The organism is Micromonospora sp. NPDC049047 (assembly GCF_040649135.1).
Taxonomy (GTDB): Bacteria; Actinomycetota; Actinomycetes; order Mycobacteriales; family Micromonosporaceae; genus Micromonospora.
The window spans coordinates 135,486-160,687 of sequence record NZ_JBEZEY010000013.1 but is presented as its reverse complement, the minus strand read 5'-3'; the positions used below and the strand labels follow the sequence as shown (position 1 = coordinate 160,687).

Annotated in this window: 21 protein-coding genes and 1 pseudogene; 13 read left to right on the top strand and 9 right to left on the bottom strand. The window is 72.0% G+C overall.

Translation table 11 applies throughout. From position 1 onward, the window contains the following. Position 1: 1 nt before the first annotated feature. Positions 2-2,963 (bottom strand): annotated as a pseudogene (locus AB0B86_RS21385) (ATP-binding protein); the annotation flags it as partial. Positions 2,964-3,143: 180 nt separating this feature from the next. On the opposite strand from AB0B86_RS21385, the gene AB0B86_RS21380 reads away from it, so the two are divergent. The 3 genes from AB0B86_RS21380 to AB0B86_RS21370 all read left to right on the top strand — a co-directional run bounded on the left by AB0B86_RS21380 (position 3,144) and on the right by AB0B86_RS21370 (position 6,256). Then, positions 3,144-3,842, top strand: coding sequence for a hypothetical protein (locus AB0B86_RS21380; RefSeq protein WP_357404266.1), 699 nt, complete (start codon positions 3,144-3,146; stop codon positions 3,840-3,842). 193 nt (positions 3,843-4,035) lie between these two features. Next, positions 4,036-5,292, top strand: coding sequence for a hypothetical protein (locus AB0B86_RS21375; RefSeq protein WP_357404268.1), 1,257 nt, complete (start codon positions 4,036-4,038; stop codon positions 5,290-5,292). A 100-nt stretch (positions 5,293-5,392) separates the two neighbouring features. Beyond that, complete coding sequence (locus AB0B86_RS21370; protein ID WP_357404270.1) at positions 5,393-6,256, top strand: alpha/beta fold hydrolase; 864 nt, start codon at positions 5,393-5,395, stop codon at positions 6,254-6,256. A gap of 24 nt (positions 6,257-6,280) precedes the next feature. Here the strand turns inward: AB0B86_RS21370 and AB0B86_RS21365 are convergent, their stop codons facing one another. Beyond that, positions 6,281-6,451, bottom strand: coding sequence for a hypothetical protein (locus tag AB0B86_RS21365; RefSeq protein ID WP_357404272.1), 171 nt, complete (start codon positions 6,449-6,451; stop codon positions 6,281-6,283). A gap of 197 nt (positions 6,452-6,648) precedes the next feature. On the opposite strand from AB0B86_RS21365, the gene AB0B86_RS21360 reads away from it, so the two are divergent. Both AB0B86_RS21360 and AB0B86_RS21355 read left to right on the top strand, forming a co-directional pair. Further along, positions 6,649-7,278, top strand: coding sequence for a hypothetical protein (locus AB0B86_RS21360; protein WP_357404274.1), 630 nt, complete (start codon positions 6,649-6,651; stop codon positions 7,276-7,278). A 158-nt stretch (positions 7,279-7,436) separates the two neighbouring features. Further along, a complete protein-coding gene (locus AB0B86_RS21355; protein WP_357404276.1) occupies positions 7,437-7,847 on the top strand; it encodes a hypothetical protein in 411 nt (136 codons plus the stop codon). A 36-nt stretch (positions 7,848-7,883) separates the two neighbouring features. Here AB0B86_RS21355 and AB0B86_RS21350 read toward each other — a convergent pair whose 3' ends face one another. Then, on the bottom strand, positions 7,884-8,789 hold the full coding sequence (locus AB0B86_RS21350) for a DUF72 domain-containing protein (RefSeq protein ID WP_357404278.1): 906 nt from the start codon (positions 8,787-8,789) through the stop codon (positions 7,884-7,886). A 136-nt stretch (positions 8,790-8,925) separates the two neighbouring features. Here AB0B86_RS21350 and AB0B86_RS21345 point away from each other — a divergent pair, with 136 nt between their 5' ends. Continuing rightward, complete coding sequence (locus tag AB0B86_RS21345; RefSeq protein WP_357404280.1) at positions 8,926-9,429, top strand: DinB family protein; 504 nt, start codon at positions 8,926-8,928, stop codon at positions 9,427-9,429. A gap of 18 nt (positions 9,430-9,447) precedes the next feature. Here AB0B86_RS21345 and AB0B86_RS21340 read toward each other — a convergent pair whose 3' ends face one another. Both AB0B86_RS21340 and AB0B86_RS21335 read right to left on the bottom strand, forming a co-directional pair. Beyond that, positions 9,448-11,511, bottom strand: coding sequence for a glycogen debranching N-terminal domain-containing protein (locus tag AB0B86_RS21340; RefSeq protein WP_357404282.1), 2,064 nt, complete (start codon positions 11,509-11,511; stop codon positions 9,448-9,450). Continuing rightward, complete coding sequence (locus tag AB0B86_RS21335; RefSeq protein ID WP_357404284.1) at positions 11,508-11,915, bottom strand: SCP2 sterol-binding domain-containing protein; 408 nt, start codon at positions 11,913-11,915, stop codon at positions 11,508-11,510. Before AB0B86_RS21335 ends, AB0B86_RS21340 begins: the two co-directional genes overlap by 4 nt. Positions 11,916-12,068: 153 nt before the next feature. Between AB0B86_RS21335 and AB0B86_RS21330 the strand changes: the two genes are divergently transcribed. Continuing rightward, positions 12,069-13,115, top strand: a complete 1,047-nt coding sequence (locus AB0B86_RS21330) for an NAD(P)-dependent alcohol dehydrogenase (RefSeq protein ID WP_357419536.1) — start codon at positions 12,069-12,071, stop codon at positions 13,113-13,115. A 15-nt stretch (positions 13,116-13,130) separates the two neighbouring features. Here the strand turns inward: AB0B86_RS21330 and AB0B86_RS21325 are convergent, their stop codons facing one another. Then, on the bottom strand, positions 13,131-13,640 hold the full coding sequence (locus AB0B86_RS21325; protein ID WP_357419533.1) for a DUF664 domain-containing protein: 510 nt from the start codon (positions 13,638-13,640) through the stop codon (positions 13,131-13,133). A gap of 77 nt (positions 13,641-13,717) precedes the next feature. On the opposite strand from AB0B86_RS21325, the gene AB0B86_RS21320 reads away from it, so the two are divergent. Continuing rightward, positions 13,718-14,233 carry a 2'-5' RNA ligase family protein gene (locus tag AB0B86_RS21320; protein ID WP_357404290.1) on the top strand — a complete coding sequence of 172 codons (516 nt, stop codon included), beginning with the start codon at positions 13,718-13,720 and terminating at the stop codon, positions 14,231-14,233. A gap of 184 nt (positions 14,234-14,417) precedes the next feature. After that, positions 14,418-14,603: a hypothetical protein gene (locus tag AB0B86_RS21315; RefSeq protein WP_357245912.1), complete on the top strand. Its 186-nt coding sequence runs from the start codon at positions 14,418-14,420 to the stop codon at positions 14,601-14,603. Positions 14,604-14,618: 15 nt separating this feature from the next. Here AB0B86_RS21315 and corA read toward each other — a convergent pair whose 3' ends face one another. Continuing rightward, positions 14,619-15,749 (bottom strand): magnesium/cobalt transporter CorA, encoded by a 1,131-nt coding sequence (gene corA / locus AB0B86_RS21310; protein WP_357404292.1) that lies wholly within the window; start codon positions 15,747-15,749, stop codon positions 14,619-14,621. A 185-nt stretch (positions 15,750-15,934) separates the two neighbouring features. Between corA and AB0B86_RS21305 the strand changes: the two genes are divergently transcribed. After that, a complete protein-coding gene (locus tag AB0B86_RS21305) occupies positions 15,935-17,875 on the top strand; it encodes an amino acid transporter (RefSeq protein WP_357404294.1) in 1,941 nt (646 codons plus the stop codon). A gap of 52 nt (positions 17,876-17,927) precedes the next feature. On the opposite strand, the gene AB0B86_RS21300 is transcribed toward AB0B86_RS21305, so the two are convergent. After that, positions 17,928-19,502: a Na+/H+ antiporter gene (locus tag AB0B86_RS21300; protein ID WP_357404296.1), complete on the bottom strand. Its 1,575-nt coding sequence runs from the start codon at positions 19,500-19,502 to the stop codon at positions 17,928-17,930. 170 nt (positions 19,503-19,672) lie between these two features. Continuing rightward, complete coding sequence (locus AB0B86_RS21295; protein WP_357419525.1) at positions 19,673-22,999, bottom strand: BTAD domain-containing putative transcriptional regulator; 3,327 nt, start codon at positions 22,997-22,999, stop codon at positions 19,673-19,675. 138 nt (positions 23,000-23,137) lie between these two features. On the opposite strand from AB0B86_RS21295, the gene AB0B86_RS21290 reads away from it, so the two are divergent. The 3 genes from AB0B86_RS21290 to AB0B86_RS21280 all read left to right on the top strand — a co-directional run bounded on the left by AB0B86_RS21290 (position 23,138) and on the right by AB0B86_RS21280 (position 25,190). Then, positions 23,138-24,016, top strand: a complete 879-nt coding sequence (locus AB0B86_RS21290) for an alpha/beta hydrolase (RefSeq protein ID WP_357404300.1) — start codon at positions 23,138-23,140, stop codon at positions 24,014-24,016. Between the two features lie 332 nt (positions 24,017-24,348). Then, positions 24,349-24,798 (top strand): hypothetical protein, encoded by a 450-nt coding sequence (locus tag AB0B86_RS21285; RefSeq protein WP_357404302.1) that lies wholly within the window; start codon positions 24,349-24,351, stop codon positions 24,796-24,798. Next, entirely contained in the window at positions 24,795-25,190 is a 396-nt protein-coding gene (locus AB0B86_RS21280; RefSeq protein ID WP_357404304.1) for a hypothetical protein, read from the top strand. The genes AB0B86_RS21285 and AB0B86_RS21280 overlap by 4 nt, the downstream gene beginning before the upstream one ends. The last annotated feature ends 12 nt before the right edge of the window (positions 25,191-25,202 follow it).

Genomic DNA, 25,202 nt, shown 5'->3' with positions numbered 1-25,202 from the left:
GGACGAACACGCCTGCATCGAGGGCGAAATTGTGATAGTCGTCCACCGTCAGGTCGTAGACGTCGGCCCTCTCGTCCAGCGCCTCCACTGCGACGACGCGGTGATTGACGAACGAGGCTGCTTCTCGAAGTCGCCGGTAATCCCCGTCGTAAAGGGCCAGAAGCCGGTTGAAGCGGAGCCCGGTACGAGCTGTCCGCATCCGCTCGGCGTCGTATGCGGTTGCCAATTCCTCGTCGCGGTGCGCCAGCAACGGCGCCAGACGACGCAACGCTGCCAGACGGCGGCCTTCCTGCTGGCGTTCGACTCGCTCGGCACGGGGCACGCTGTCGACGTAGCGGGACCGACCCGCCTGAACCTTCGCCAGATGGCCGGTGCTCGGATCCGTCATCCGCTGCCGCATTCGGCGGGAGTGGGCCTCGCCGAATTCCGGGTTGCCCCGGTACCAGGCCACCACCGCGTTGCGCTGACGGGCTCGCTCCCCCGGGTCCGCGAACTGTTCGACGGTCTTCCGCGAGCGCCAGGCGCGCAATTCGTGGTCCTGCCACTGCTGCACGGAACGGTCACGCCACTGTTGGCGACGGGACGGATCGGTGAAGTACTGACGGACGCGTTCGGCTGCCGCGGCGCGATGCTCAGGCTGCGACCAGTATGCCGCCTGCCGCTCACGCATCCGCTCGGCGTAGGAAAGCTTCTCCTCGGCACCGAGCGCGTCGTACCACTCCCGGAAACGCTTCTCAATCTTGGCCCGGAATGTTGGTGACTCGTTAAGTGCGAACAGGCGGGCAAGGCAGGCCACACGAAAATCAGGATCGCGCCACTGAGCCGTCAGCATGGCCGACCTGAATTCCCGGCCGCCGTTCTCAAACCACTCCCGCCAGCCGGCGTGAACGTGCTCACCCATCATCGCGGCATGGAGCGCGGAGTGATCCGGCCACGTCATCCATCGCAGGTTGCGAGGGTCGTTGTTGCGCTTGTTGATGTCGATGTGATGGCGGACGTTGCCATTGGCCGCACTGTCCCTGCCATGCCGCAGATTCCAGCCGTCAGCGAGGTAGTGGGTGTAGACCCACTCGTCCCGGTCGTTCATCCAGACCTGCTCATAGCCCTGGAGATCGTGGCCCTCTGCCTTACTGGACAGCCGCCGGTAGAGGGGCATCAGCGAATCGCCCGGTGCGAGGGCATCGGCTCGGCGGTAGGAGCCGTCGCGCAGCCGAAACTGGTGATCGGGAGTGCACCGCACGGATTCGCCGCTGTCGAGCGTCACTCGCACCAGCGGCGCATCGGACTTGGTGAGTCGCGGTTCCACGAGCGGAGCGACCACGACGCGGCCGGCCCTGTTGGTTGTGTATCCGAAGTGGCTGACCCCTCGCTGCCAGTCGGCGGCCAGTTCGGCGAAGGATCGACTCTCCCCGGAGGCCAACGCGACCCTGGTATCCCCGGTGAAGCAGCCGAGGGCGCTGTCACCCTCCACGATGAACAGCTCGCTGCGGTCGACGCCGGTGGCCCGGCAGTCGACCAGCTTCGGCGGCATGGACGCGCCCTCCAGGGCGGTCTTGCGTCGGGCGGCGTCCTTCTGTTGCTTCTGGGTGAGCCGGACCCGGGCGGCGTCGACGATCTTCTGCAGGACGGTGCGCGCCTCGGCCTTGGTGCGCTTGTCCTCCAGCCAGGCCTTGACGTGCGCGTCGACAAGACTCTGGATGACCTTGGTGATGCCGGTGGTGGACAGCTCGTCCTTGGTCTGCGAGGTGAACTGCGGCTCCGGGATGCGCACGTGCACCACCGCCGTCATCCCCTCCAGGACGTCGTCCAGGGTGGGCGGCTCCTCCTTGGCCTTGAGCAGGCCGCGGGTGTTGCGGACCGCGTCGGCGAGGGCGCGGACCAGGGCCCGCTCGAAGCCCTTGCGGTGGGTGCCGCCGTGCGCGTTGCGGATGGTGTTGGTGAAGCACTCGACGGTGCGTTCGTAGCCGGTGCCCCACCGGAACGCCACCTCGACCTCGGCGCGCCGCTGCACGTTCGACTGCATGACGCCGTTGGCGTCGGCGGCGTTCTCCCGGTAGGTGCCCTCGCCGTTGACGAGCAGGGTGCCGGAGACCGGCCGGTCACCGGCCGGGGCGAGGAACTCCACCATGTCGCTGAGCCCGTTGGGGTAGTGGAACCGCTCCTCGGCGGGCGTCTCGCCGGTCAGGTCGCTCAGCAGGTACGTCACACCGGGCACCAGGAACGCGGTGTTGCGCAGCTTCATCCGGACCGCGTCGACGTCGAGCGCCGCGCCGGTCTCGAAGTAGCGGGCGTCGTGCCACCAGCGGATCGAGGTGCCGGTGCGCTGGCCACGTTTCATCGCGCCGATGACCTGGAGCCCGGGGCCGGCGGTGAAGGGCGCGTCCGGCCCGTCGCCGTCGAAGATTCCCGGTACGCCGTGCCGGAACGACATCGCGTGGATCTTGCCGGCCCGGCGGACGGTCACGTCGAACCGGCGCGACAGGGCGTTGACCGCGGACGCGCCGACGCCGTGCAGGCCGCCGGAGGTCTTGTAGCCGGAGCCGCCGAACTTGCCGCCGGCGTGCAGCCGGGTGAGCACCAGCTCGACGCCGGAGATGCCGGATTTGGCGTGCACGTCGGTGGGGATGCCCCGGCCGTCGTCGTCGACCTGCACCGACCCGTCGGCGTGCAGAATCACCTCGACGGCGCTGGCGTGGCCGGCGACGCCCTCGTCGGTGGAGTTGTCGAGGATCTCGTTGACGAGGTGACCCACGCCACGGCTGTCGGTGGAGCCGATGTACATGCCGGGCCGCTTGCGGACGGCGTCCAGCCCCTCAAGGTGGGTGAGGTCATCGGCCCCATACAGGGTGTCAGGCTCTGCGGTCAACTGGTCGTACTCCCCGGTCTCGGCTGTGTGCTGCCGGTCACCGGCGACTTCAGCCGGCGTGGCGCGCCGCAGCGAGCCTAGCCCGAGGCTAGGACAAGTCCCGGACGACCTACGCGACCCGCCGCGCGGGGCCGCCCGGACGTGAGCCAACGAACAGTCTGCGGGTGATCACGGGACCACGCAGAGACAGCGTCGCCGATACGCTCGCTCATGATCTCGACCTGTTGGCGCGCGGGGTGCGCGCCGTCCGGGTCGAGGAGATCGGGAGGCGGTCGGGATGGACGCGACGATTCACGACGCCCTGCGGCGCTCCCTCGGCACCCGGACCCGACGGTGGCTGCTGGTGGGCACCCTGGTGGCCGGGTTGCTGGCCGCCGTCGCGGTGGTCGCGGCGGCGGCGCCCGCCGACCGGACGTTCGCCGAACTCTCCGGCACCGTGCAGAGCCTGATGTCGGTCGCGACGCCGCTCTTCGGCATCCTGCTGGTCCGCGACCTGCGCCGGGGGTCGCTCCGCGGCCCGGTCCTGCCCGCCGTGCTGGCGGTGGGGCTGCCGGCGGCCGTCGTCGGCGTTGTCGGTGTGCTGATCTGCGCCGCGACGCTGGCGCTCACCCCGGCCGACGTCGCCGACCAGCCGTGGCGGTTCGCCGGGACGGTCGCGGTGGGCAGCGTGCTCGTGCAGCTCGTCGCCGGCCTGGTGGGCACCGGGCTGGGGCTGTCGCTGCGCTCCACGGTGATCGCGTTCCTGGCCACTATCGTCCTGCCGTTGGGGCTGTTCGCGCTGCTGGGTGCCGTGGACGCCCTCCGTTCCGCGCAGCCGTGGCTCACCCCGTTCGGCAGCGTACGCAATCTGCTCTCGGGTGAGATGAGCGCGCTGCGGTGGGTGCAGTGGCTGTGCGTACTGCTGATCTGGGGTGTCGGTCTGAACGCGGTGGGCGTGGTTGTGCGGAACCGCCGCGACCACCCGACCGGTCGCTGACACCCGGCCCGGCCGCGCGGGTCGGGGTTCGACACCCGGCGTGTGGGTCCACTCGCGACCGGGTAGCGCGGCCTGCCTACGGGCCGATGTCGTTCATCGAAAGATTCTGTTACGGGCCATTGACGCCCGTCGTGCAGGAGTGATCTGATCGCGCTCTCAGAGAATCTTTCATCTTTCGATGGATGGGGGCCCCATGCCCAGGTTCCGGCGTACCGCGCTCGCCGCGGGACTCACGATCGCCCTGGCCGCGCTGTCGACAGCCGTCGCGCTGCCCGCACCCGTGTCCGCCGCGCTACCCACCGCCGCGGTGGCCCTCGGGGACAGCTTCATCAGCGGTGAGGGCGCCGGGGCGTACACCCCGGTGGTCGACGTCAACGGCGTCGCCCAGGGCTTCCCCGGCTGGACCGCGGCGAACAACAACGCGTTCTTCTGCCACCGGTCGGCCAACGCCTCGCTCAACCAGGCCAACCTGCCGGGCATCCAGAACCGGTTCAACCTGGCCTGCTCCGGCGGCCAGCCGCACGACATCGCCAACGCCTCCCAGGCGCGCACCAACGGCCGTACCGTCGCCGCGCAGCTCGACCAGCTCCGCGCCGTCGCGCAGACCCAGGACATCGACCTGGTGCTGATCGGCCTGGGGTCGAACAACAGCTCGTTCACCTTCGGCAGCGTCGCCGAGAAGTGCGCCAACCGGTTCATCGCCGACGCGTGGACCGGCTGGTGGGAGTTCTGGGCGTACCTGAACGGCCCGGTCGAGCAGAAGCCGTGCAGTGACGCCGACCTGGCCACCGCCGCGCAGGTGAGCGCCGCGACCGCGGAGACCACCGCCGCCGTCCGCCAGGTGCTGAGCACGCTCGACCAGATCGACGCGGACGGGCAGCACCGGGTGGTGTTCCAGGACTACACCAACCCGCTGCCGCTGGACCTGAACCCGCAGTTCCACGAGGAGGACAGCCGGGACGACACCCGGGACAAGTTCCGCGACCTGGGTGCCGAGCGGTACGCGGCGGGCTGCCCGATCCACCGCGCCAGCCTGGCGCCGGGCCACCGGTTCTCGCAGAGCCTGGGCACGATCGTGAAGTCCACCAGGGACACCCTGGCCGGCGAGTTCCCCGCCGACGACCTGGTGTACCTGAACGTGCAGCAGGCCTTCAACGGCGCCCGGCTCTGTGAGCAGACGAGCAGCCCGACGGGTGCGCTGGCGACCCCGATCCGGCTCCAGGACGGCGCGACCGGCACGTTCGTCACCAGCCTCGCGGGCAAGGACAAGATCGCCATTCAGCGGATCGCCAACACCTGCGTGAGCTACTTCCAGACCTGCCAGGAGTCGTGGCACCCGAACGCCACCGGGCACCAGGTGCTCGGCCAGTGCCTGAGCGGCGCGGCCACCACCAGCGCCCGGTCGGTGGCCTGCGTCCGCGCCGGCAACGGGACGATCTCCGTCTCCTGACCGCGTCGCCAACCGGAGGGCCCCGCCACGGCGGGGCCCTCCGTGGCGTCGACCCACCATCGGCTACCCGTCGGTAACGGTGAGGTCGTAGGCTGGGCGGATGGACGCAGACCCGGGGTACGCGCAGGAGTTCGTCGATGTCGACGGCGCCCGGTTGGGTGTGCAGATCTACCCCGAGCCGGCCGGCACGACCGGCGCACCGGTGGTCGTGATCTGGCCCGCGATGGGGGTACGGGCCCGCTACTACCGCCCCTTCGCGGCCGAGCTACGCGCCGCCGGGCTTGCCGTTGTCGTTGTCGACCTGCGCGGAAACGGGGCGAGCACACCTGCGCCGAGCCGGACCGACCGCTACGGCTACGCCGAGTTGGCCGACGACGTCGGCGCCGTGCTGGCCGCGCTCAAACCACGACTGGACGGGCGCACCCGGGTGCTTGCCGGGCACTCGCTGGGCGGTCAGGCCGCACTGCTGCACCTCGCCCTGCACAGCGCGGACGAGGTGGACGCGTTGGCACTGATCGCGGTCTGCATCCCGTACTGGCGAAGCTATCCGGGTCTGCGCGGCCTCGGCGTGCTGCCGTACACCCAGGGGATCGCCGCCACCGCGGCCCTGCTCGGGGTCTGGCCGGGTTGGGGCTTCGGCGGCCGACAGGCGCGCGGCGTGGTCCGTGACTGGGCGTACACCGCGCGGACCGGCCGTTTTCCCCGGCTCAACGGCACCGACGCCGAGGCGGCGGTACGCGCGGTGCGCACACCGGTGCTGGCGGTCAGTGTGGACGACGACCAGTACACCCCGCATGATGCGATGGACGATTTCTGCGCGAAACTCGCCGCCGCCCCGCTCACCCGTGAGCGTTACTCGACGGCGCAGGCCGGTGCCGCTCTGGACCACTTCACCTGGGTGCGCGCGAGCGCCCCGCTGGCGCGGCGGATCGCCGGGTTCGCCGGCGACCTGCCGCCCCGCTGAGCCGCACCGGAGCGTCCGGGCGGGTCACTCGTCCTGCTCCAGCGGGACCAGCTCGCCGTCGCGCTCCACCTGGATCTCGGCGTGCTCCCTGCGCGGCGCGACCTCCGCGGTGCTCCGGTGTGGGTCGTTGTCCGGGTGCATGAGCACCGCGTCGGTTTTCGGGGTCTTCTCCCGACTCTCGTCCGGCTGCGACATCCCGTTCCCCTCTCCGTCAGCGTCGCTCGGGATCTACCCGCCACCGCGCGGACGACTCCTGCCGGCGACGCTGGGCCTCGTCGAGACCCGAACGTCCCGGTCGAACCGGTGCGGCGCCGGATCAGCCGCCGGGCGACGGGGTTAGCCGCCCGGGCGGCGGGTAAGCCGCAGCGCCCAACACGGCGGAAGGGGATCACATGTCCGAACGGCATACCGCACTGCGCTCGATGCACGATCTGGGCCTCGCGGCCTGGTTCGGCGGCTCCCTCATGGGTGCCTTCGGCGTCAACGGCGCAGCCGCGAAGGTCAGCGACTCGACCCAGCGACTCTCGGTCGCGTCGGCGGGATGGTCCAGATGGACCCCGGTCAACGCGGCCGCCATCGGCGCGCACCTGGCCGGTGCGGTCGGCGAGTTGGTAACGGAGAGCCCACGCGTGGCGGCCCAGTCCGGGGTGGGCCGGACCAGCGCCATCAAGACGGCGTTGACGATCGGCGCGCTCGCCGTGACCGGCTACAGCCGGTTGGTCGGCATGCGGCTGCAGAAGGCGGGTGCCTCGCCGGTGAGCGGGACCACCGAGCCGAACCACCAGACCCCGGCCAGCGTGGCCTCCTCGCAGCGGCAGATGAAGCTGCTCCAGTGGGCCATTCCGGCGTTGACCGGAACCCTCGTGGTGGTCACCGCCTACATGGGTGAGCAGCAGAAACCCGGCCAGGTCTTCAAGGGGATCCTCGGTCGGGGCAGCAGCATGAAGGGTGCCTCGAAGGGCATGATCAAGCTGGCCGGCATGAGCAACGGCAAGCGACCGATGGCGATGGCGGGACGCTGAAAAGCCGGGCCGGCCAGCGTCCCGCCGCCCTCTCGACGGCGGGGCGCGGGCCGGCCCTGCGCGCGCACCGACGTGACGACGGTCCGGGGACGCAGTGGCGTGCCGGCGACCTGTCGGGCGACGCGCCCGGGTCGGCCTTCCCGGCCCGGGGACGGCAGATGTCCGCCGGCAACGGCGGACCGACGAGCGGGGTGGCCATGACGGCGCACAAGGGACGCGACGGCGACGACGACCGGCTGGAGCCGGAGGCGACCAGGCCGTGGGGCACCGGCGACGGCTTCGACGCCGACGCTCCCTGGGGCACCGACGGCGACTCACCGATGGACGAGGGCAGCGAGCCGACCGCGGTGCCCGAGGGGCGGCGCGGCGAACGGCGCGCGGGCGCCCGGCCAGGCAGTGCGGACCCGGCGGGACGACACGGCTTCGGCTCGGTGGAGCCGACCCGGACGACGATGGCCGGACCGGGTGCGCCACCCGACCCGGCGCCCAGCGGCCGCAGCTTCCCCGACGACGCGGACATCGGCGAGTCGACCCAGGACGCGCTGCGCAGCCGGGGACGACGGTCCTGAGACCACCCGCGACCGGTCGGCCGGCGGGTACGGCGATCAGCCGGTCGCGGGGACGGCGTGCTCGGCGACCATCGTCTCGGCGAGCAGTTGGGCCAGCCGGGTGGCGTCACGCTGGGCCTGCCCGGCGCAGCAGTTGTTGAACAGCACGTGCAGGTCGTCGGCCCCGGCGGCCAGCTCGGCCAGCAGCCCGGCCCAGTGCCGGAGCTCGTCCTCGGCGTACGCGTACCGGAACTTGTCCTGCTTGTCGCCCTCGCCCCAGGCGTCGCTGTGACCGTGGAACCGGACGATCGCCGGCTCCGTCGTCATGGTCAGGATCGGGGGCACCGACGACGGGTGCCCCTGTGGCATGTCGACGCAGACCATGGACAGCTCGTGCGCGCGCAGCAGGTCAAGTGTCTCCGGCGCGGCCGGACCGTCGAACCAGGAGCGGTGCCGCAGCTCCACCGCGACCCGCCACGGCCGGCAGCGCTGCGCCAGCTCGACGATCCGGCGTTCGGCCGCGGGGCTGCGCACCAGCCACGGGGGAAACTGCAACAGCACCACACCCAGCTTGCCGGCCGCCGCGATCGGGTCGAGGGCCGCCCGGAACCGGGCCCACAACTCGTCGTACGCCTCCGGCGGCAGGTCACGGCGGCGGATCCGGCTCGGGCCGCCGGCCGGGCGCAGGTCCCGAGGTAGCACGGCGACCGGCGTCGGATGACCGGTGAACAGGCTGAACGCCTTGACGTTGAAGGTGAAGTCGTCAGGTGTGGCGTCGACCCAGCCCGTCGTGGTCTCCGGCACGGGAATCGCGTAGTAGGACGTGTCCACCTCGACCAGCGGGAACCGGGTGGCGTAGAAGCCGAGCCGTCGGGCCGGCGTGTTGGCCGAGCGTGGGTACCACCCGGAGCGCAGCAACGACTGGTCGGCCCAGGACGACGTGCCCACCTTAATCACACCCATGTCATTCAGTGGACCGCCCCGGACGCGGATCGGCAACCGCTGGCGACTCGTTCGTCGCACGTCGGGTCCGACACCCGGAACTGTCGGTGCGTCGTCCTAGGGTGGCACCGAGTGGACATCGACGGAGGGTGGCGGCATGACCAGCACGGAGCAGCTCACCGGCGAGCGGGCCGACCTACTGCAGACGCTCCGCCGGCACCGGGGCTTCCTCCTGCAGACCGTGGACGGGCTCACCGACGAGCAGGCGGCCACCCGCCCCACGGTCAGCGAGCTGAGCCTCGGCGGCCTGATCAAGCACGTGGCCGGCGTCGAGCACCGGTGGATGCTCTTCGCGGTGGGCGGGGCGGAGGCGATGCAGCGCGAGGAGATCAACTGGGTCGGTCAGTTCCGGATGACGCCGGGCGAGACCCTCGCCGGCCTGGTCGAGCGGTTCCAGGAGGTCGCCGACGAGACCGACGCGCTGATCGCCACCCTCGACCTGGACTCGGCGCACCCGCTGCCGCAGGCGCCCTGGTTCGAGCCGGGCGCGAGTTGGACGGTCCGTCGGGTGCTGCTGCACCTGATCGCCGAGACGTCCCAGCACGCCGGGCACGCCGACATTCTGCGGGAGTCGATCGACGGCGCGAAGACGATGGGCTGACCGCCGTTCCTCAGCCGCTCAACCCAGCCGGGGCCCGGGTCGGTGCGCCGTGGTCCGGTCCCTGGCGTAGGCGTCGGAGCGACCCCACCGGCCGGGAATGTCGAGCAGTTCCAGCCGGCCGAACCCCTCCGGCACTGCCGGGTTGACGAGCAGGTTGTCGCCGATGGGTCGCAGCCCCAGCATGGTGCCCAGCAGCATCAGCAGCGCCCCCGACGACCACGCCTGCGGGCGAGCGGCCGCCGGCAACTGGACCGGATACTTCGTCAGCCGGCGGTCGTGGCCGGCGATCATCTCCGGCACGGCCCCACCGAGGGTGTGCGCCAGGTCGAAGATGCCGGCCGCGATCGTGGCCGCCTGCGCGTCGAAGCCGTAGCGGCGCAGCCCGGCGGCGATCAGGGCGTTGTCCGCCGGCCACACCGCGCCCAGGTGTGAGCCCATCGGGTTGTACGGGCGCTGGCCGGTGGCGAAGGTCCGCACTCCCCAACCACCGAACAGCCGCGACCCGATGAGGTGCTCGGCGACCGCTCCGGCGCGGTCGTCGGTGACGATCCCGCTCCACAGCAGATGCCCGATGTTGGAGGCCAGCGCGTCGACCGGTTCGCCGTACGGGTCGAGTGCCAACGCGTAGTAGTCCTGGTGGGGCAGCCAGAAGTCCCGGTTGAAGCGCTCCTTGAGCGCTGCCGCCTCCCGCTCCAGCCGGTTGGCGTACGCGGGGTCGTCCCAGACCTCCCGGGCCAGCCGGGCACCGCGCCGCTTCGCGTCGTACGCGTAGCCCTGTAGTTCGCAGGTGGCCCGGGGAAAGGCCGGCTCCTGGCCACGCGCGCTGGTGATCGCGTCCGGCGTGTCCTTCCAGGACTGGTTGATCGCGCCGCTGTGCTCGTTGCGGCGCTGGTAACGCAGGTAACCGTCGCCGGTCAGGTCGCCGTACTCGTCGATCCAGTCCAACGCCATCCGGGCCGGGTGCCGCAGCTCGCGCACCAGGTCCGCGTCACCGGTCCAGCGCTCGTACTCGTCGAGCAGGACCACGAAGAGCGGGGTGGTGTCCGCCGAGCCGTAGTACAACGCGTTCGCCCGGTCGCCGAAGGCCCCGGACTCGCCGTAGCGCAGGTGGGCCAGGATCTTGCCCGGCTCCTCGTCCAGGTCGTCGTCGAGCTGGGCGCCCTGCATGAACGCCAGCATCCGCAGCGTGGCGGGGGCCAGCTCGGGGGTGAACGCCATCGTCTGCAGGCAGGTGATGATGCTGTGTCGTCCGCACAGCCACATCGTCCAGGGCAGACCTGCGATCGGCACCCGGTCCGGGGACGACCACGGCTTGTACCGCAGTGCCGCCAGGTCGGCCAGGGCGCCCCGGTACATCTCCTCCAGTCCGTCGCGTTCGGCGGTCAACGACGGGGCCGCGTCCATCCAGTTGGCCAGGTCCTCGCGCATCCCCACCCGCACGGCCCGCTGGTGCGACTCCAGGGAGGCGCGTACGTCCTGGCCGCCTTCGCCGCCCATGGTCAACCCGATGTGCAGGTCGGTTTCCCACTTGCCCTCCGGGGCGACCCGGATCCGGAACGTCATGCCCTCCTCGTCCACCTCCACCGGCTCGGTGCTCTGCACTGTGGTCTGGCGGACGAAGCGCTGCCGCTGGTAGCGCAGCACGAGCTGGCGGTTGGCCGAGTCCGGGGTGACCTCGACGAGTCGCCGCCGCAGGTGCCCGATCTCGGCGATGTCGGTGAAGTCGCTGCCCATCTCCACCCGTACGGTGAACTCGGCGGGTGCCGCCGAGTGGTTGAGCACAGTGATCTTCTCGTGCATGCAGTCGTGCACCGAGCGGTGCCGGATGATCGACACGTCGGCATCGACGTAGTGGCTCGCCACGCCGGGGACCAGGACGAACCGGGTCTCGAAGTACGTCATGTCGTCGCGGGACAGCGCGTTGATCCGTTCGCCGTCGATGGTGAGCACCCAGCGGGACAGGAACCGGGTGTCGTACCCGAAGAGACCGACAGGCGCCTGCGCGTCGGCCTCGATGTCGCCCTGGGCGTCGCTGATCGCGAACATGTTTCCGGCGATCACGTGCAGCAGTTCCTGCTTCACGACCGCCCCTCCCGGGCGGCCGGCGCACTCCGGTGCGCCAGGGCGGCTCGACCCAGCTCCCGAGGGTGGCGGGCGTTGGCCGGTCCGGCGAAGATTCGCCGCAGCACCATCAGCAGGTGCATGTCGCCCCGCATGGTCAGCTCGTTGCGCAACATGGCGGAGCCGGGATGCAGCTCACCGTTGACCATCCGGTCGAACACCAGACGATCGGCGCGGACCACCAGATCGGCGTCGTCAGCCGAACGGGTCACCCGGACGTGCTGGTCGCAGACGGTCAGATACCAGTGCTCGGTGCAGCCGTCGCCGCCGATGTCCAGCCGCAGCGTGCCCGCGGTGGTCTCCGGCAGGTTGGGGCGCCGACCGGCGTCCAACTGTTGCAGGTACTGCGCTGCCGTCGCGCCCATCAGGTCCCCTCCCCACGCTTCTTCGCAGGATTACCCGCGTCCGGGTGAGGCCGGTTCACCCGCAACGGGTGAGTGTCGGGGTGGACCGACGCCGGCCGTTTGGGCGTCGGCCGGGTGGGCAGCCAGCGGTGCCGTCAAGGGAGGGAGCATCGGATGCGCGCGCTGCGATTGCGGGACTGGAAGTCGACGCCGGAGTTGGTCGAGGTTCCCGACCCGACGCCCGGGCCGGGTCAGGTGGTGGTCCGGATCGGCGGTGCCGGCGCCTGCCACTCCGACCTGCACCTGATGGACGAGTTCGAGCCCGGCAGCATGCCCTGGAACCCGCCGTTCACCCTCGGCCACGAGAACGCCGGCTGGGTACATGCCCTCGGCGACGGGGTGACCGGGCTGTCCGTCGGGCAACCGGTGGCCGTCTACGGCGCGTGGGGTTGCGGTACCTGCGCCCGTTGCCGGGTCGGTGTCGACACGTACTGCGAGAACCCGGCCGGCGCGCCGGTGCCGAGCGGAGGCGGCGGCCTCGGGTTGGACGGGGGAATGGCCGATTTCGAGCTGGTCCCGGACGCGCGACACGTCGTACCCCTACCTGAGGGTCTGGATCCGGTCGACGCCGCGCCGCTTACCGATGCCGGGCTCACCCCGTACCACGCGATCCGCCGCTCCTGGCCCAAGCTGCCGCCCGGCAGCACGGCCGTGGTGATCGGGGTCGGCGGGCTGGGGCACGTGGGCGTGCAGATCCTCAAGGCCACCACCGCCGCCCGCGTGCTCGCCGTGGACAACCGCGCCGAGGCGCTGGAACTGGCCGAGGAGTGCGGTGCCGATCGCACGGTCCGGTCCGGTCCGAACGCCGCCGAGGAGATCCGCCAGGCCACCGGCGGTCGGGGCGCCGACGTGGTGCTGGACTTCGTGGGTAACGACGCCACCCTCGCGTTGGGGGTCGCGTCGGCCCGCACGGTGGGCGACCTGACGATCGTGGGTATCGGCGGGGGCACCGTGGGGGTGTCGTTCTTCTCCGTGCCCTACGAGCTGAGCATCGCGACCACCTACTGGGGTAGTCGCGGGGAGCTGATCGAGGTGCTCGACCTCGGCGCCCGTGCTCTGGTCCGCCCGAAGACCACCCGCTTCGCCCTCGGCGACGCTCTCGACGCGTACCAGCAGATGCGCGACGGAACGCTGGAGGGCCGGGCCGTCATCGTGCCGTGAGCCGGCCGGGCGCGGTCAGTCGGTTTCGAGCAGGCCACGCAGGTAGGCGGCCTGACCCACGTGTTGCAGGTCGTCCTCGGCGACACTCACCAGCCGCACGCCGAGGGTGACCGGCGGGTCCCACCCTTCGTCTACGACCCGGTCCAGGTCCGCCGGACGCAGGCCGGTCAGGAACTTTCCGGTACGCGACGCGACCGCCCCGTAGTAGTCGACAGACGCCTGCGCGCTCTCCGGCCGGACCGCCGCGACCTGCTCGGGCGAGTGCCCGTAGCCCGTGTTGTCGGGGTCGGCGGTGAGCCCGAACCGGCCCGCCCAGTCGCCACTCACCCAGATCTGCTCGGCGTCGAGCACCTCGGCGACGTGATGGTCCTGCACCCGGGTGAGGTGCCAGACCAGCCAGCCGATCGAGTTGTGGCCCGGTGCGGGCTGGTAGCGCAGTTGCTCCGGGCTGAGGCCCCGTACCGCCGCGCGGACGAGGTCGGGCAGCCGGTCGTACGTCTCGGTAAGCAGCTCACTCACGTCCACCGGTGCGCCTCCTGGTCGGTTTCCGGTGAGGTACCGCCGAGGGCGGGCGCTCAAACCTCGGCCGCTACGGTGATCGAATGGTCGCGGCGGTGGAGTTGTATCTGGACCCGGACGCCACCCGCCGGATCCGGGTGTTGTGGGACGCGCTGGAGGCCGAGGGCGTGCAGAGCATGCGTTCGCTGCTGGAGCAGCGCCACCGTCCGCACGTGTCGCTGGCGGTGGCGCCCCGCCTCGATCCGGAACAGGTGGCCGCCGCCCTGCACACGACGGTGGTGGCCGCTCCCCTGCGGCTCGACTTCCAGCACAGCGGCCAGTTCGTCGGTCGGGTGCTCTGGCTCGGTCCGACGCCCACCCCGGAGTTGCTGGCCCACCACCGCGCGGTCTACGACCGGCTCACCGCCGCCGGCGTCCGGTTGACCGAGCACTACCAGCCGGGCCGCTGGGTGCCGCACTGCACGCTCTCCATGCGGGTGCCGAACGCGCTGATGGCCGCCGCGGTGCGGCGCTGCCTGGAGGTGTTGCCGCTGGCCGCGACAGTGGTCGGGGCGGCCATCACCGACCACGCCCGGGGCATCACCCGCCCGCTGCCCTGACCACGGGAGGAAATGTCCGGTTTGGCGGGCGACAGTCGGGAAACCGAAAAGAAGCGGTGGTAATGGGGTCCGACGTGGGATGGTTCGACGTAGATGTCGTCCGGCTGAGCGCGGTTCGCCCGGCCGGTGGCGCGGGCTCACGCCGCGCCGCCCGCGACGGCTTCGACGAGGAGAGGCGGGGCCCATGCAGGCTCAGCGCAGACCAGCACGTGCGGAGCGGAGCCAGGCCCGCGACGACCGGACCGGCGGCGGCATGACCGGGGCGGCGACGCCACTGACGATCTGGGCCGCGGCCGTCCTGCTCGGACGGATCGCCGCCGGCGACGACGACGTCGAGGACGAGCGGCACATCCTGCGCGGCATCGAGTGATCCCGGCCGGGTGGCTCAGAGCCAACCGCGCCGCTTGAAGATCACGTAGAGGGTGCCGCAGACCAGCAGCATCAGCAGCAACGCGAACAGGTAGCCGAAGCGCCAGTTCAACTCCGGCATGTGGACGAAGTTCATCCCGTACACGGTGCCGATGAGCGTCGGAGCGAACAGGATCGCCGCCCAGGACGAGACCTTCTTCAGTTCCTCGTTCTGCGCGTAGCTGGCCGCGGTGAGGCTGCGCATCTCCTCGTTCTGCTGCTGGGAGACGAGGGTGGCGTTGACGGTGAGGATGTTCTGCAACAGGTGCCGGAACCCGTCCACCCGCTCCACCACCTGGGTCAGGTGGTCTGTCACGTCCCGCAGGTAGCGGCGCAACTCCTCGTCCCGGCTGGTGTTGCTGGCACCGTCGGCAAGCGCGTCGAGCACGGCGAGCAGGGGACGGGCAGCCCGCTGGAACTGGATGACCTCACGGCTGAGGCCGTAGATGCGCCGGCTGGCGTTCGGGTCGCCGCCGAACACCTGGGTCTCGATCTCGTCGATGTCGTTCTCCAGCCCGGCCACCACCGGGGCGTACCCGTCGACGACCTGGTCGAGGATCGCGTACAGGACCGCCTCGGGGCCCCGGGCGAGCACCTGCGCCTCGACCTCCATGCGCCTGCGCACGGCGGCCAGATCCGGTGCCTCGCCGTGCCGGACGGTGATCACGAAACCCGGCCCGATGAACAGGTGCAGCTCGGAGAACTCGACCTCCTCCCGCTGGTCGTCGTAGCGGGCGGCGCGCAGCACCACGAACAGGGTCTCCCCGTAGCGTTCCAGCTTGGGCCGCTGGTGGGCGTTGATCGCGTCCTCGACCGCCAGGTCGTGCAGCCGGAACTCCCGCGCCAGCGAGGTGATCTGCTCGATGTCGGGCCGGTACAACCCGATCCAGGCCATCGCGCCGTCCTGCTCCTGCAGGCAGCGGTACGTCTCGGCCAGGCCGGACGGCGAGGCGAACCGGTGCCCCCGGATGTACACGGCGCTCTCCACCAGGCCGCCGGCGGGCGCAGCGGGTGGCTCCGCGGACGGTGGGACGCCCACCCTGCTCTCGTACTCGTCGAGTTGGCGACCGAAGCCACCACCAGGGCGGAAGCGACGGCCACCGACCATGCCCTGTCCCCTCCCCCGGTGACGCCCGGTGCGGCACCCTCCCGCCAACCCGGGGGCGCTGCTTCCCCTCTGTTCCGGACGCGAAACCCGCGCCGCACGGGGCGGGTTCCCCGCACCGGCGGACGGACCCGCCGCCGTGGGCGGATACTCACGGTGACCAGGCGGGACTGACGGGGGACGCGCCGGTGGGGGTCGACGATCGCGCGGGCCGGCTGCGGGGGTGGCTGCTGCGTGCCGGGGCGGGCGAGCCCGTGCAGCATCCGGGGCCGCACGGGCGTCCACCGGAGCACCGGCACCACCCGTGGTGGAAGGTGATGTGCCTGACCGGCGTCGACTACTTCTCCACCCTGGGCTACCAGCCGGGCATCGCGGCGCTGGCCGCCGGGGCGCTGTCGCCGGTGGCGACACTGGTGCTGGTGCTGGTGACGCTGCTGGGCGCGCTGCCGGTCTACCGGCGGGTGGCGGTGGAGAGCCCGCACGGTGAGGGCTCCATCGCGATGCTGGTACGTCTGCTCAGCTACTGGCCGGGCAAGTTGCTGGTGCTGGTGCTGCTCGGCTTCGCGGCCACCGACTTCATCATCACCATCACCCTGTCGGCTGCTGACGCGACAGCGCACATCGACGAGAACCCGTTCTGGCCCAGCGCGCTCAAGGGCCACGAGGTGGCGCTCACCCTGCTGCTCGTGGCGTTGCTGGGCGCGGTGTTCCTCAAGGGATTCACCGAGGCCATCGGGATTGCCGTCGTTCTGGTTGCGGTCTACCTGGCGCTGAACGCGGTGGTGGTCGTCGACGCGCTGTGGCGGGTGGTGACGCACCCGAGCGCGGTCGGAGACTGGACCACCGCGCTGACCACCGGCCACGGCGACCCGTGGATGGTGGTCGGGCTGTCGCTGCTGGTCTTTCCGAAGCTGGCGTTGGGCCTGTCCGGCTTCGAGACCGGGGTGGCAGTGATGCCGAGCGTACGGGGCGACCCGCAGGACTCGGAGGCACGACCGCTGGGCCGGATCCGCGGCGCGCGCCGGCTGCTCACCACCGCCGCGGTGATCATGAGTGTCTTCCTGATCACCAGCAGCGTGACGACCACCATCCTGATCCCGGCGGAGGACTTCCGGCCGGGCCGGCCGGCAAACGGCCGCGCGCTCGCCTACCTGGCACACGAGCACCTCGGGGAGGTGTTCGGCACCGTCTACGACCTGTCCACCATCGCGATCCTGTGGTTCGCGGGGGCGTCGGCGATGGCCGGTCTGCTCAACCTCGTCCCCCGGTACCTGCCGCGCTACGGCATGGCACCGACCTGGGCACGGGCCGTCCGGCCGCTGGTGCTGGTCTTCACCACTGTGGCGTTCCTGATCACTGTCGTCTTCGACGCCAGCGTGGACGCGCAGGGCGGCGCGTACGCCACGGGCGTGCTGGTGTTGATCACCTCGGCGGCAACGGCGGTGACGCTCGCGGCGGTCCGGCGGCGCCAACGCGGTCGCACCATCGCGTTCGGCGGCCTCGCGGTGATCTTCGTCTACACCACAGCGGCGAACGTGGTGGAACGTCCCGACGGCGTCAAGATCGCGGCCTGCTTCATCAGCGGGATCATCGTGGTCTCGCTGCTCTCCCGGCTGTCCCGGGCCTACGAGCTACGGGTCAACAGGGTCGAGCTGGACCCGGTCGCGACCCGGATGATCGACGAGCGCGCCGGGCGGCGGATCCGCCTCATCGCGCACGAACCCGACCACCGGGACGAGGCCGAGTACCGCGCCAAGCTGGCGCAGACCATGGCGGACAACGACTTCCCCGACGACAGTGACGTGATCTTCGTCGAGGTGCACGTCACCGACCCGTCGGACTTCGAGACCGAGTTGCTGGTGCGCGGCAGCATCGCGGACGGCAGCTGCCCGGTGCTCAGCCTGACCAGCGCCGCGGTGCCGAACGCGCTCGCCGCCCTGCTGCTGGAGATCCGCGACCGGTCGGGGCGGCGACCGCACATCTACTTCGAGTGGAGCGAGGGCGGCCCGGCCCGCAACTTCCTGCGCTACCTGGCCTTCGGGCAGGGTGCGATCGCCTCGGTCACCCGGGAGATCCTGCGCCGCCAGGAGCCCGACCCGCGTCGCCGGCCACACGTGCACGCCGGCTGATCCCCCGGGGGGAGGTGACCGACGGTGATGGGACCAGACACACCCGAGGCGATCAGTCGTTGGGCTCGCGCCCCAGCAACCGGATCTCCTCGTTGTCCAGCGCGGCCTGAAGCTCCTGCAGCACCAGGTCGTCGATCTCCCGGTTGTCCCGCAACCGGGTGACCTCCCGCCGCTTGTGGGCGAGGACCCCGAGGCGCAGTCGACGTTCCACACGACGTTCCTCGGCGGTGCTCCTCCCGGTCTCGTCGACGTCCGCCAGGTGCCGCTGGTACTCGGCCTGCAACCGGCGCACCGACTCCTCCTGGGCACCGACCTCGGCGGCGACCTGCGGTAGGACCGAGAGCCCCACCTCGGTGGCGCGTCGCTGGGCGTGCCTGGTCTCGTCGACGCGTCCGGGGTCGCCGACCAGCCCCGCCCAGCGCACCACGAGCGGCAGGGTGGTGCCCTGGACGAGCATGATCAGCACGATCACCAACGCGGTGACGAAGATGATCAGATCGCGTTCGACAACTGGTCGACCGGTGACCGTCATCGTCGGGACGGCCAGCGCGGCAGCCAGCGACACCGCGCCCCGGAAACCGGCCCAGCCGCCCACCGCCCCCACCCGCCAGCCGGACGGACCCCGACCGTCGTCGACCATCCGGCGACGTCGCAGCCGCGCCGACTGCGCGGTGAGGAAGATGAAGAGCAGCCGGGTGAACACGACCACCAGGGTGACCACCAGCACGATCACCAGCGCCCGTTGCGGCGAGGTGCTGGTGATGCCCCGCACCGCCCTGGGGATCTGCGTGCCGAGCAGGACGAACAGCCCGCCGTTGATCAGGAACGTGGTCAGGTCCCAGAACGCGTACGCCAGCACCCGGGACCGGGCGCGGATCACCCGGGGGCCGGCGTAGGCCAGCACCAGCCCGGCGACCACCACCGCCAGTACGCCGCTGGCGTGCACCGAGTCGGCGAGCAGGAACGCCCCGAACGGTGTCAGCACACTGAGCGCGCCCTCGCGCAGCGGATCGTCGAGCCGCTTGCGGATCAGCACCACCGCGGCCCCCACCAGCAGACCGGCGAGTACGCCCCCGACGCTGGCACCGACGAACTCCTCGCTGACGCCCAGCACGCCCGGCTCCGCGCCGCCGGTGAGCAGACCCACGGCCACCGCGAAGACCACCAGGGCCGTCCCGTCGTTGATCAAGCTTTCCGCGTGCAGCGTGGTCAGCAGCTTGCGGGGCAGCCGTTTGGCGAGCCCGGTGACCGCGGCGGCGTCGGTCGGCGCGAGGACCGCGCCGAGCACCCAGGCGGCGGCGGGGTTCACCCCGAACGCCTGCGCGGTGAACGACACAGTCACCATGGTGAGCACCACGAGCACCACGGCGAGCATCCCGATCACCGGCAGGTTGGCCCGGATCTCGCGCAGGCTGATGGTGAGGCTCTCCCGGTACAGGATCGCCGGCAGGAAGATCAGCAGCACCAGGTCCGGTTCCAGGGTCACCGCGGACAGCGGCGGCGTGAGCCCGAGCAGCACCCCGAACGCGATGAGCAGCACCGGCGGGGCGACCCGGTACCGACCACCGAGGGTGGTGCCGATCAGGACGGTGCCGCCCAGCACCACGATCAGGACGAGCACCTCCACGCGTACCCCCTTGATCGGTGGCGCGACTGTGCACGCGCCCGGTGGTTACATCTGACCGCAACCCGGTTGCCGGGTCGGCCGGTTCCGGCAAGTCCTCGGATGCCCGAGCGCGGGGGCCGGGTCGGGTGGCACGACGATCGGCACCGGGAGAAAGCGTGCGTGGTACGGGATCAACGCCGGGCTGCGCGGGCGGCGAGCATTCGGGCGGTACCTCGGTGGGCTGCGGCTTCCTCGTCGCGGCCCAGCGCGGCGGCCAGCTCGGCGAGGTGCCCGGCCACCGGGCCGACGGTGACCACGCCACTGCCGGCGGCCAGTTCGCCGGCGGCCGGCCGGAGCGCGGCGGCGACGCGTTGCATGGTGGGCCGGTCGCCGATGGCCAGCGCCGCCCGGGCGGTGAGGCACAGCCGCACCTCCCGCAGCAGGTCGTGCGGCCCGTCGGGCAGGGCCCGCAGCGCCGCTCGGGCGGCATCGTGGTCGGCGGCGGCGGCGAGCAGCAGGGGCTGGACCCAGGGCTCGTGCGGACCCCAGTCCAGCCGCGCCCAGTCCTGGTCGTCCGGCCCGGGAATCGCCCGCCGCCCGGGGACCAGCCGGGCGTCACCCGCCGGCGGGGTGTCGCTCACCGCGGCGGCCAGTCGCAGGCCGAGCAGGGCGAGCGGGAGCAGCCCGCGGGTCAGGCCCGGCATGCTGTCGGCGGGCAGTTGGTCGGCGGCATGCCGGTACGCGTCCGCCGCCCCGGCCGACTGCCCGTCCAGCGCCAGCCGCAGCGCGGCGTACCACCCGGTGAACGCACCGACCAGCGGCAGTTCGTACCGTTCGGCGAGGCGGTCGGCGGCGCGGGCGTGCGCGTCGGCGCCGGCCCGGTCGGCAAGCGCGCAGCCGGTCTGGACCAGGATGAGGTGGCCCAGCACCTCGAACGTCACAAGGTGGTGCCGGGCGGCCAGATCGACGAGTTCGGCACCGAGCTGGGCCCGCTCACCGGCCTGGCCGACCCGGTCGAAGGCGTGCATGAAGCGGGCGTTGAGCGCGAAGGCCAACAACCCCGGGTCGCCGACGGTCCGGGCGATCGTCTCGGCCTCGTGCGCCGCACGGCGGCCACGGGCGGTGGTGCAGCCGCGCAGCTCCAACGCGAGGGTGCTCAGCAGCCGGCTGCGCCGCGCCGAGGCGGTCGAGCCGAGAGCGGTGAGTGCGTGTTCGGCGGCGCTGACGATGTGCCCGGAGAGCAGGTCATCGTCGTTCCGCGTCCAGATGGCAGGCACGTCGAAGCCCGCCAGCACCTCCTCGATCAGCAGGGGGTCGCCGACGGACTCGGCGGCGGCGATCGTCTCGGCCCGCCGCCGCCGCGCCTCGGCCAGCCGGCCGGTCACGGCCAGCGCACGCCCCAGGCCCAGCAGCGCTGTCAACCGCTCGCGGTGCGCGACACCACCGGCGCGGTCGTACGCCTCGATCGTCTGCCCCCACAGGCGGGCTGCCTCGTGCGGGTTACCGTCGCGTTCGGCACGGTCGGCGGCGGTGCGGGCGTACGCCGCCGCGCGACCGGCAGCGACCGGCCCACCGGCGCGGAGCAGGTGGTACGCCAGGGCGGCCGGCTCGACGGGTTCCCGCTGCCGCAGCACCTCGGCTACGGCCGCGTGCCAGGCGGCGCGGCGCGGCGCCGACAGGTCGGCGTAGAGCGTGTCGCGGACCAGGATGTGGGTGAAACGCAGCCGCCCGTCGGTCTCCCGCTCGCTGAGGAACCCGGCGTGCAGGGACAGGTCCACGGCGTCCAGCGCCGCCGTCGGGTCACCGGCGAGCGCGCTGAGCACCTCCGGGTCGAGGTCCCGGCCGAGCACGGCGGCCTGCCGCAGCACGGTACGGGCCGACGCGGGCAACTGGGCCAACCGGTGCCGGATCACGTCGCGCACCCCGGCTGGCACCGTGGCCAGGGCCGCCTCGCCCTCGTCCGCGTACAACTGGGCCAGCTCGCGGACGAAGAACGGGTTGCCACCGCTGCGGTGCTGGATCAACTGGGCGGTGGCCGGGTCCAGGTCCGCCCCGACGACGGCGCGGGCCAACTCACCGGTCGCCGACCCGGACAGACCAGCGAGATATTCGCGCACCGGTTCCAGCCCGGCGACGCGGGCCAGGGCGGCGGTCAACTCCGGGCTGATCTCGGTGGCCCGGTAGGTGCCGACGACCAGCACCGGCCCGGTGGCCGGCTGGGGGCCGACGAGCAGTGCGGTCAACAGGTCCAGGGTGTCGCCGTCGGCGCGGTGCAGGTCGTCGAGGACCAGCAGCAGCGGCCTGCGGGCGGCGACCGCCGAGACCAGTGACGCCACGGCACGTTGCCGACGGAACCGCGTCCCGGCCGGGTCGACCGGGCCACCGGGCACGCCGACCCGGTCCGGTCCGGCGCCCTCGTCCGGCCCGGTCAGTGCCTCGGTCACCTGCGTCCACGGCCAGGCCGGCGGTGCCCCCTCGTACTCCGGGCTGCGTCCCCACGCCGTGGTCCAGCCCGCGGCGTCGAGCCGTCGGGCCAACGCCTCGGCCAGGGCGCTCTTCCCGGCACCCGGCTCGCCGCTGAGCAGCGCCAGGGTGGGTCGGCGGCGCAGGACAGCCGCGTCGGCGGCGCGCTGGAGCCGGCCCAGCTCGGCATCGCGGCCGACGAACGGCCGCTGCGGCACCGCCCCCGACCCGCCACCGCGCTCGGGTCCGACCACGGCGGGGGTGTGGCTGAGGTGTGCCGCCTGGGCCAGGATGTCGGCTTCCAACTGCCGCAGCTCGGGCCCCGGATCCACCCCCAACTCGGCCACCAGGACCTCCCGGGCGTCGCGCAGCGCGGCCAGCGCGTCGCCCTGCCGGCCGGCGCGGTACCGAGCCGTCGCGAGCAGCCGCCAGGCGGCCTCGCGCAGCGGATGGCGGGCTAGCTGGGCGGGCAGGTCGGCCGCCGCCTCGTCCGGCCGACCCAGCGCCAACAGCGCCTCGGCCCGCCGCTCGACGGCGAGCATCCGCAGCTCGTCGAGGCGGTTGATCTCCGCGACCGCCCAGGTCTGGTCCGCGCAGTCGGCGTACGCGGGACCGCGCCAGAGCGCCAGTGCCGCGTCGAGCGCGGCCAGGGCCGGCGCGGGGCGTCCCGCCGCGAGCAGGCGGGCGGCCTCGCCGACGGCCGCCTCGAAGCGTGCGGCGTCCACCGCGTCCGGGGCGGTCCGCAGCGCGTACCCGGAGGGTTCGGTAACCAGGATCCGTGGTGGTTGCCGGGGCGGCCGGTCGGGCTCCAGCGCCCGGCGCAGGTCGGCGACGAAGGTCCGGATCGCGCCCACCGCGCCCTCGGACGGGGTCTCCCACAGGTCGTCGACGAGGCGGTCCACCGGCACCACCCGGCCGTGGGCGATCAACAACCGGGCCAGCACCAGGCGTTGCCGGTGCCCCCGCAGCGGGACGGGCGCGCCCCCGGTGGCGGCGGTCACCGGCCCGAGTACGCCGAACGTCACCTCCGCCGGAGGCGTCGGTTGCCTGGTCATGGCACCAATCTAGGCGGCGGTGCTGGTCCGCACTGATTCGGCGCTGACCGTCCGCTGATCACCGCGGAGCAGGCTCGACACCGTACGACGGCGACGGGTCACCGCCCGTGCCGGCCCTGCTCACCAGGAAGGTTCCCCGTGGAGCCGAGGATCAACGGATTCGACTACCAGCGCGTCACCGTCGCCGACGGTGTGACGCTCGCCGCCGCCGTGGGTGGCTCCGGACCACCTGTCGTGCTGTTGCACGGCTTCCCGCAGACCCACCTCATGTGGCGGCACGTCGCGGCCGACCTGGCCGCCGACCACACTGTCATCTGCCCCGACCTGCGCGGCTACGGCGACAGTGACAAACCTGTGGACGCCGACGGCACCGGCTACGCCAAGCGGACAATGGCCGCCGACGTGGTGGCCCTGGCCGGTACGCTCGGCCATGAGCGCTTCGCCCTGGCCGGGCACGACCGGGGTGCCCTCGTCGCGTTCCGCGCCGGCCTCGACCACCCGGCGGCGATCAGCCGGCTCGCCCTGCTCGACGTGCTGCCCACCCTCGACATGTGGGACGTGCTGCACGGTGTCAACGCCGCGGTCGCCTTCCACCTGTATCTGATGGCGCAGCCGCCCGGCCTGCCCGAGGAGCTGATCGGCGCCAGCCCGGACGCGTTCTTCGGCCACTTCCTGGACGTCTGGACCCGCGACCCGGCGGCGTTGCCGGCCGACGTACGCGCCGGCTACCTGGGCGCGTCCCGCAACGCGGTCGCCTCGATCGTCGCCGACTACCGGGCGTCCGCCGGCATCGACGTCGACCACGACAGCGCCGACCGGGCGGCGGGCAACCGGCTGCGGATGCCGGTGACAGTGCTCCAGCAGGACTGGGGCGCGGCGCTCGGCTACGACGCGGCCGGGGTGTGGCGGGCCTGGGCACCCGACCTCGAACACCAGACGGTCACCTGCGGGCACTTCATGGCGGAGGAGGCGCCCGCGGTGGTGGTCGGTGCGCTGCGCGCCCTGCTGCGACGGTGACCGACCTCCGCTGACCGCCGGCCGGCCCGGGTAAGAATTCCGACACTTTCGCCGCCGGGGACGCGTAGCCGCAGCTGCTGCGCACCCCGGCGGCGGCACGTCGCCGATTAAGCCCCTGACCTGCGGAAAGGCGACTTCGCCCAGGTGGACGCGAACCGGCGGGCGGTGATAAACAGGCACATACGGCAGCCAACGGCGGCGAGTCGCCCATCGATCGTTTCCCCTGCCGTCGCCCTGGCCTTCGCCACCCGGACCGCCCCGATCGCGATCCACCCCACGGCACCGGCCCCGGTGGCGGACCGGTGAGCACGATCAACGACCAAGGAGTCGCTGTGGGGCATCTGCGGAACCGCGCCAAGCACCAACCGTTCGAGGTGGCCGCGCTGATCACGACGCCCATCTGTGGAATCCTGCTGCTCACGCTCGATGTCCGACCACCGTCGGTCCAACTGGCCATGCCGGAACCCATCCAACTCGGCTGGGAGGTCTCCCTGATCGCCGTCGGCGTGGGCGGGCTGCTGGGCATCCTGTGGCCCGGTCGACTCTCCACCGGTCTCGGCATCGAGTTCGCGGCCGTGCTGGTGCTCGGCACCATCACCGGCATGTACGCGATGGCGCTGGTGGCGGTGGCCGGCAAGCAGGGCGTCGTCGCGGCGTCGTTGATCAGCGCGGTGCCGCTGGGGTCGTTCTGGCGGGCCGCCATGATCATCTCCGATCTGCGCTGCCTGGCGTACGGCCACCAGTGCACGACACACCGTCCGGTGGCGGGAGGTGTCACGTGAATCTGGCAGCCTCACCCGAGGCGCCGCACTGGGTGCAGGTGCTGCTCAGCCTGCTCGGTGTGCTCGGCGGGACGACCGGCCTGGCCGCCATCGCCACCGTCGTGACGCAGCGGGGCAAGTTCAAGGCCGACGCCGCCGACACGCTCACCGAGGCCGCCCTGACGCTCGTGCAACCCCTGCAGATGCGGATCACCGAGTTGGAGAGTCAGGCGGTGAGCGCCCGCTCGGAGTTGTCGCTGCTACGCGAGCAGGTCAACCAGTTGCAGTTCGTCGTCCGGGTGCTGACCCGCACCCTCGACCGGTGGCGTACCGCCGTGCACGCCCCCGACGCCACCCTGCGCAAGATCCGCCTGGTGGTCGCGGAGTCCGATCGACTGTCCGAGGGCCAGTGACGGAGGTCGCCG

Bases quoted from the DNA above. Each gene is read 5' to 3' on its own strand.
- AB0B86_RS21315 (WP_357245912.1), top strand. From the start codon at position 14,418: ATGCAGGCTCAGCGCAGACCAGCACGTGCGGAGCGGAGCCAGGCCCGC.
- AB0B86_RS21345 (WP_357404280.1), top strand. From the start codon at position 8,926: ATGACCAGCACGGAGCAGCTCACCGGCGAGCGGGCCGACCTACTGCAG.
- AB0B86_RS21375 (WP_357404268.1), top strand. From the start codon at position 4,036: ATGCCCAGGTTCCGGCGTACCGCGCTCGCCGCGGGACTCACGATCGCC.
- AB0B86_RS21350 (WP_357404278.1), bottom strand. From the start codon at position 8,789: ATGGGTGTGATTAAGGTGGGCACGTCGTCCTGGGCCGACCAGTCGTTG.
- AB0B86_RS21380 (WP_357404266.1), top strand. From the start codon at position 3,144: ATGGACGCGACGATTCACGACGCCCTGCGGCGCTCCCTCGGCACCCGG.
- AB0B86_RS21365 (WP_357404272.1), bottom strand. From the start codon at position 6,451: ATGTCGCAGCCGGACGAGAGTCGGGAGAAGACCCCGAAAACCGACGCG.
- AB0B86_RS21295 (WP_357419525.1), bottom strand. From the start codon at position 22,999: ATGACCAGGCAACCGACGCCTCCGGCGGAGGTGACGTTCGGCGTACTC.
- AB0B86_RS21355 (WP_357404276.1), top strand. From the start codon at position 7,437: ATGTCCGCCGGCAACGGCGGACCGACGAGCGGGGTGGCCATGACGGCG.
- AB0B86_RS21320 (WP_357404290.1), top strand. From the start codon at position 13,718: ATGGTCGCGGCGGTGGAGTTGTATCTGGACCCGGACGCCACCCGCCGG.
- AB0B86_RS21330 (WP_357419536.1), top strand. From the start codon at position 12,069: ATGCGCGCGCTGCGATTGCGGGACTGGAAGTCGACGCCGGAGTTGGTC.
- AB0B86_RS21370 (WP_357404270.1), top strand. From the start codon at position 5,393: ATGGACGCAGACCCGGGGTACGCGCAGGAGTTCGTCGATGTCGACGGC.
- corA (WP_357404292.1), bottom strand. From the start codon at position 15,749: ATGGTCGGTGGCCGTCGCTTCCGCCCTGGTGGTGGCTTCGGTCGCCAA.
- AB0B86_RS21360 (WP_357404274.1), top strand. From the start codon at position 6,649: ATGTCCGAACGGCATACCGCACTGCGCTCGATGCACGATCTGGGCCTC.
- AB0B86_RS21335 (WP_357404284.1), bottom strand. From the start codon at position 11,915: ATGGGCGCGACGGCAGCGCAGTACCTGCAACAGTTGGACGCCGGTCGG.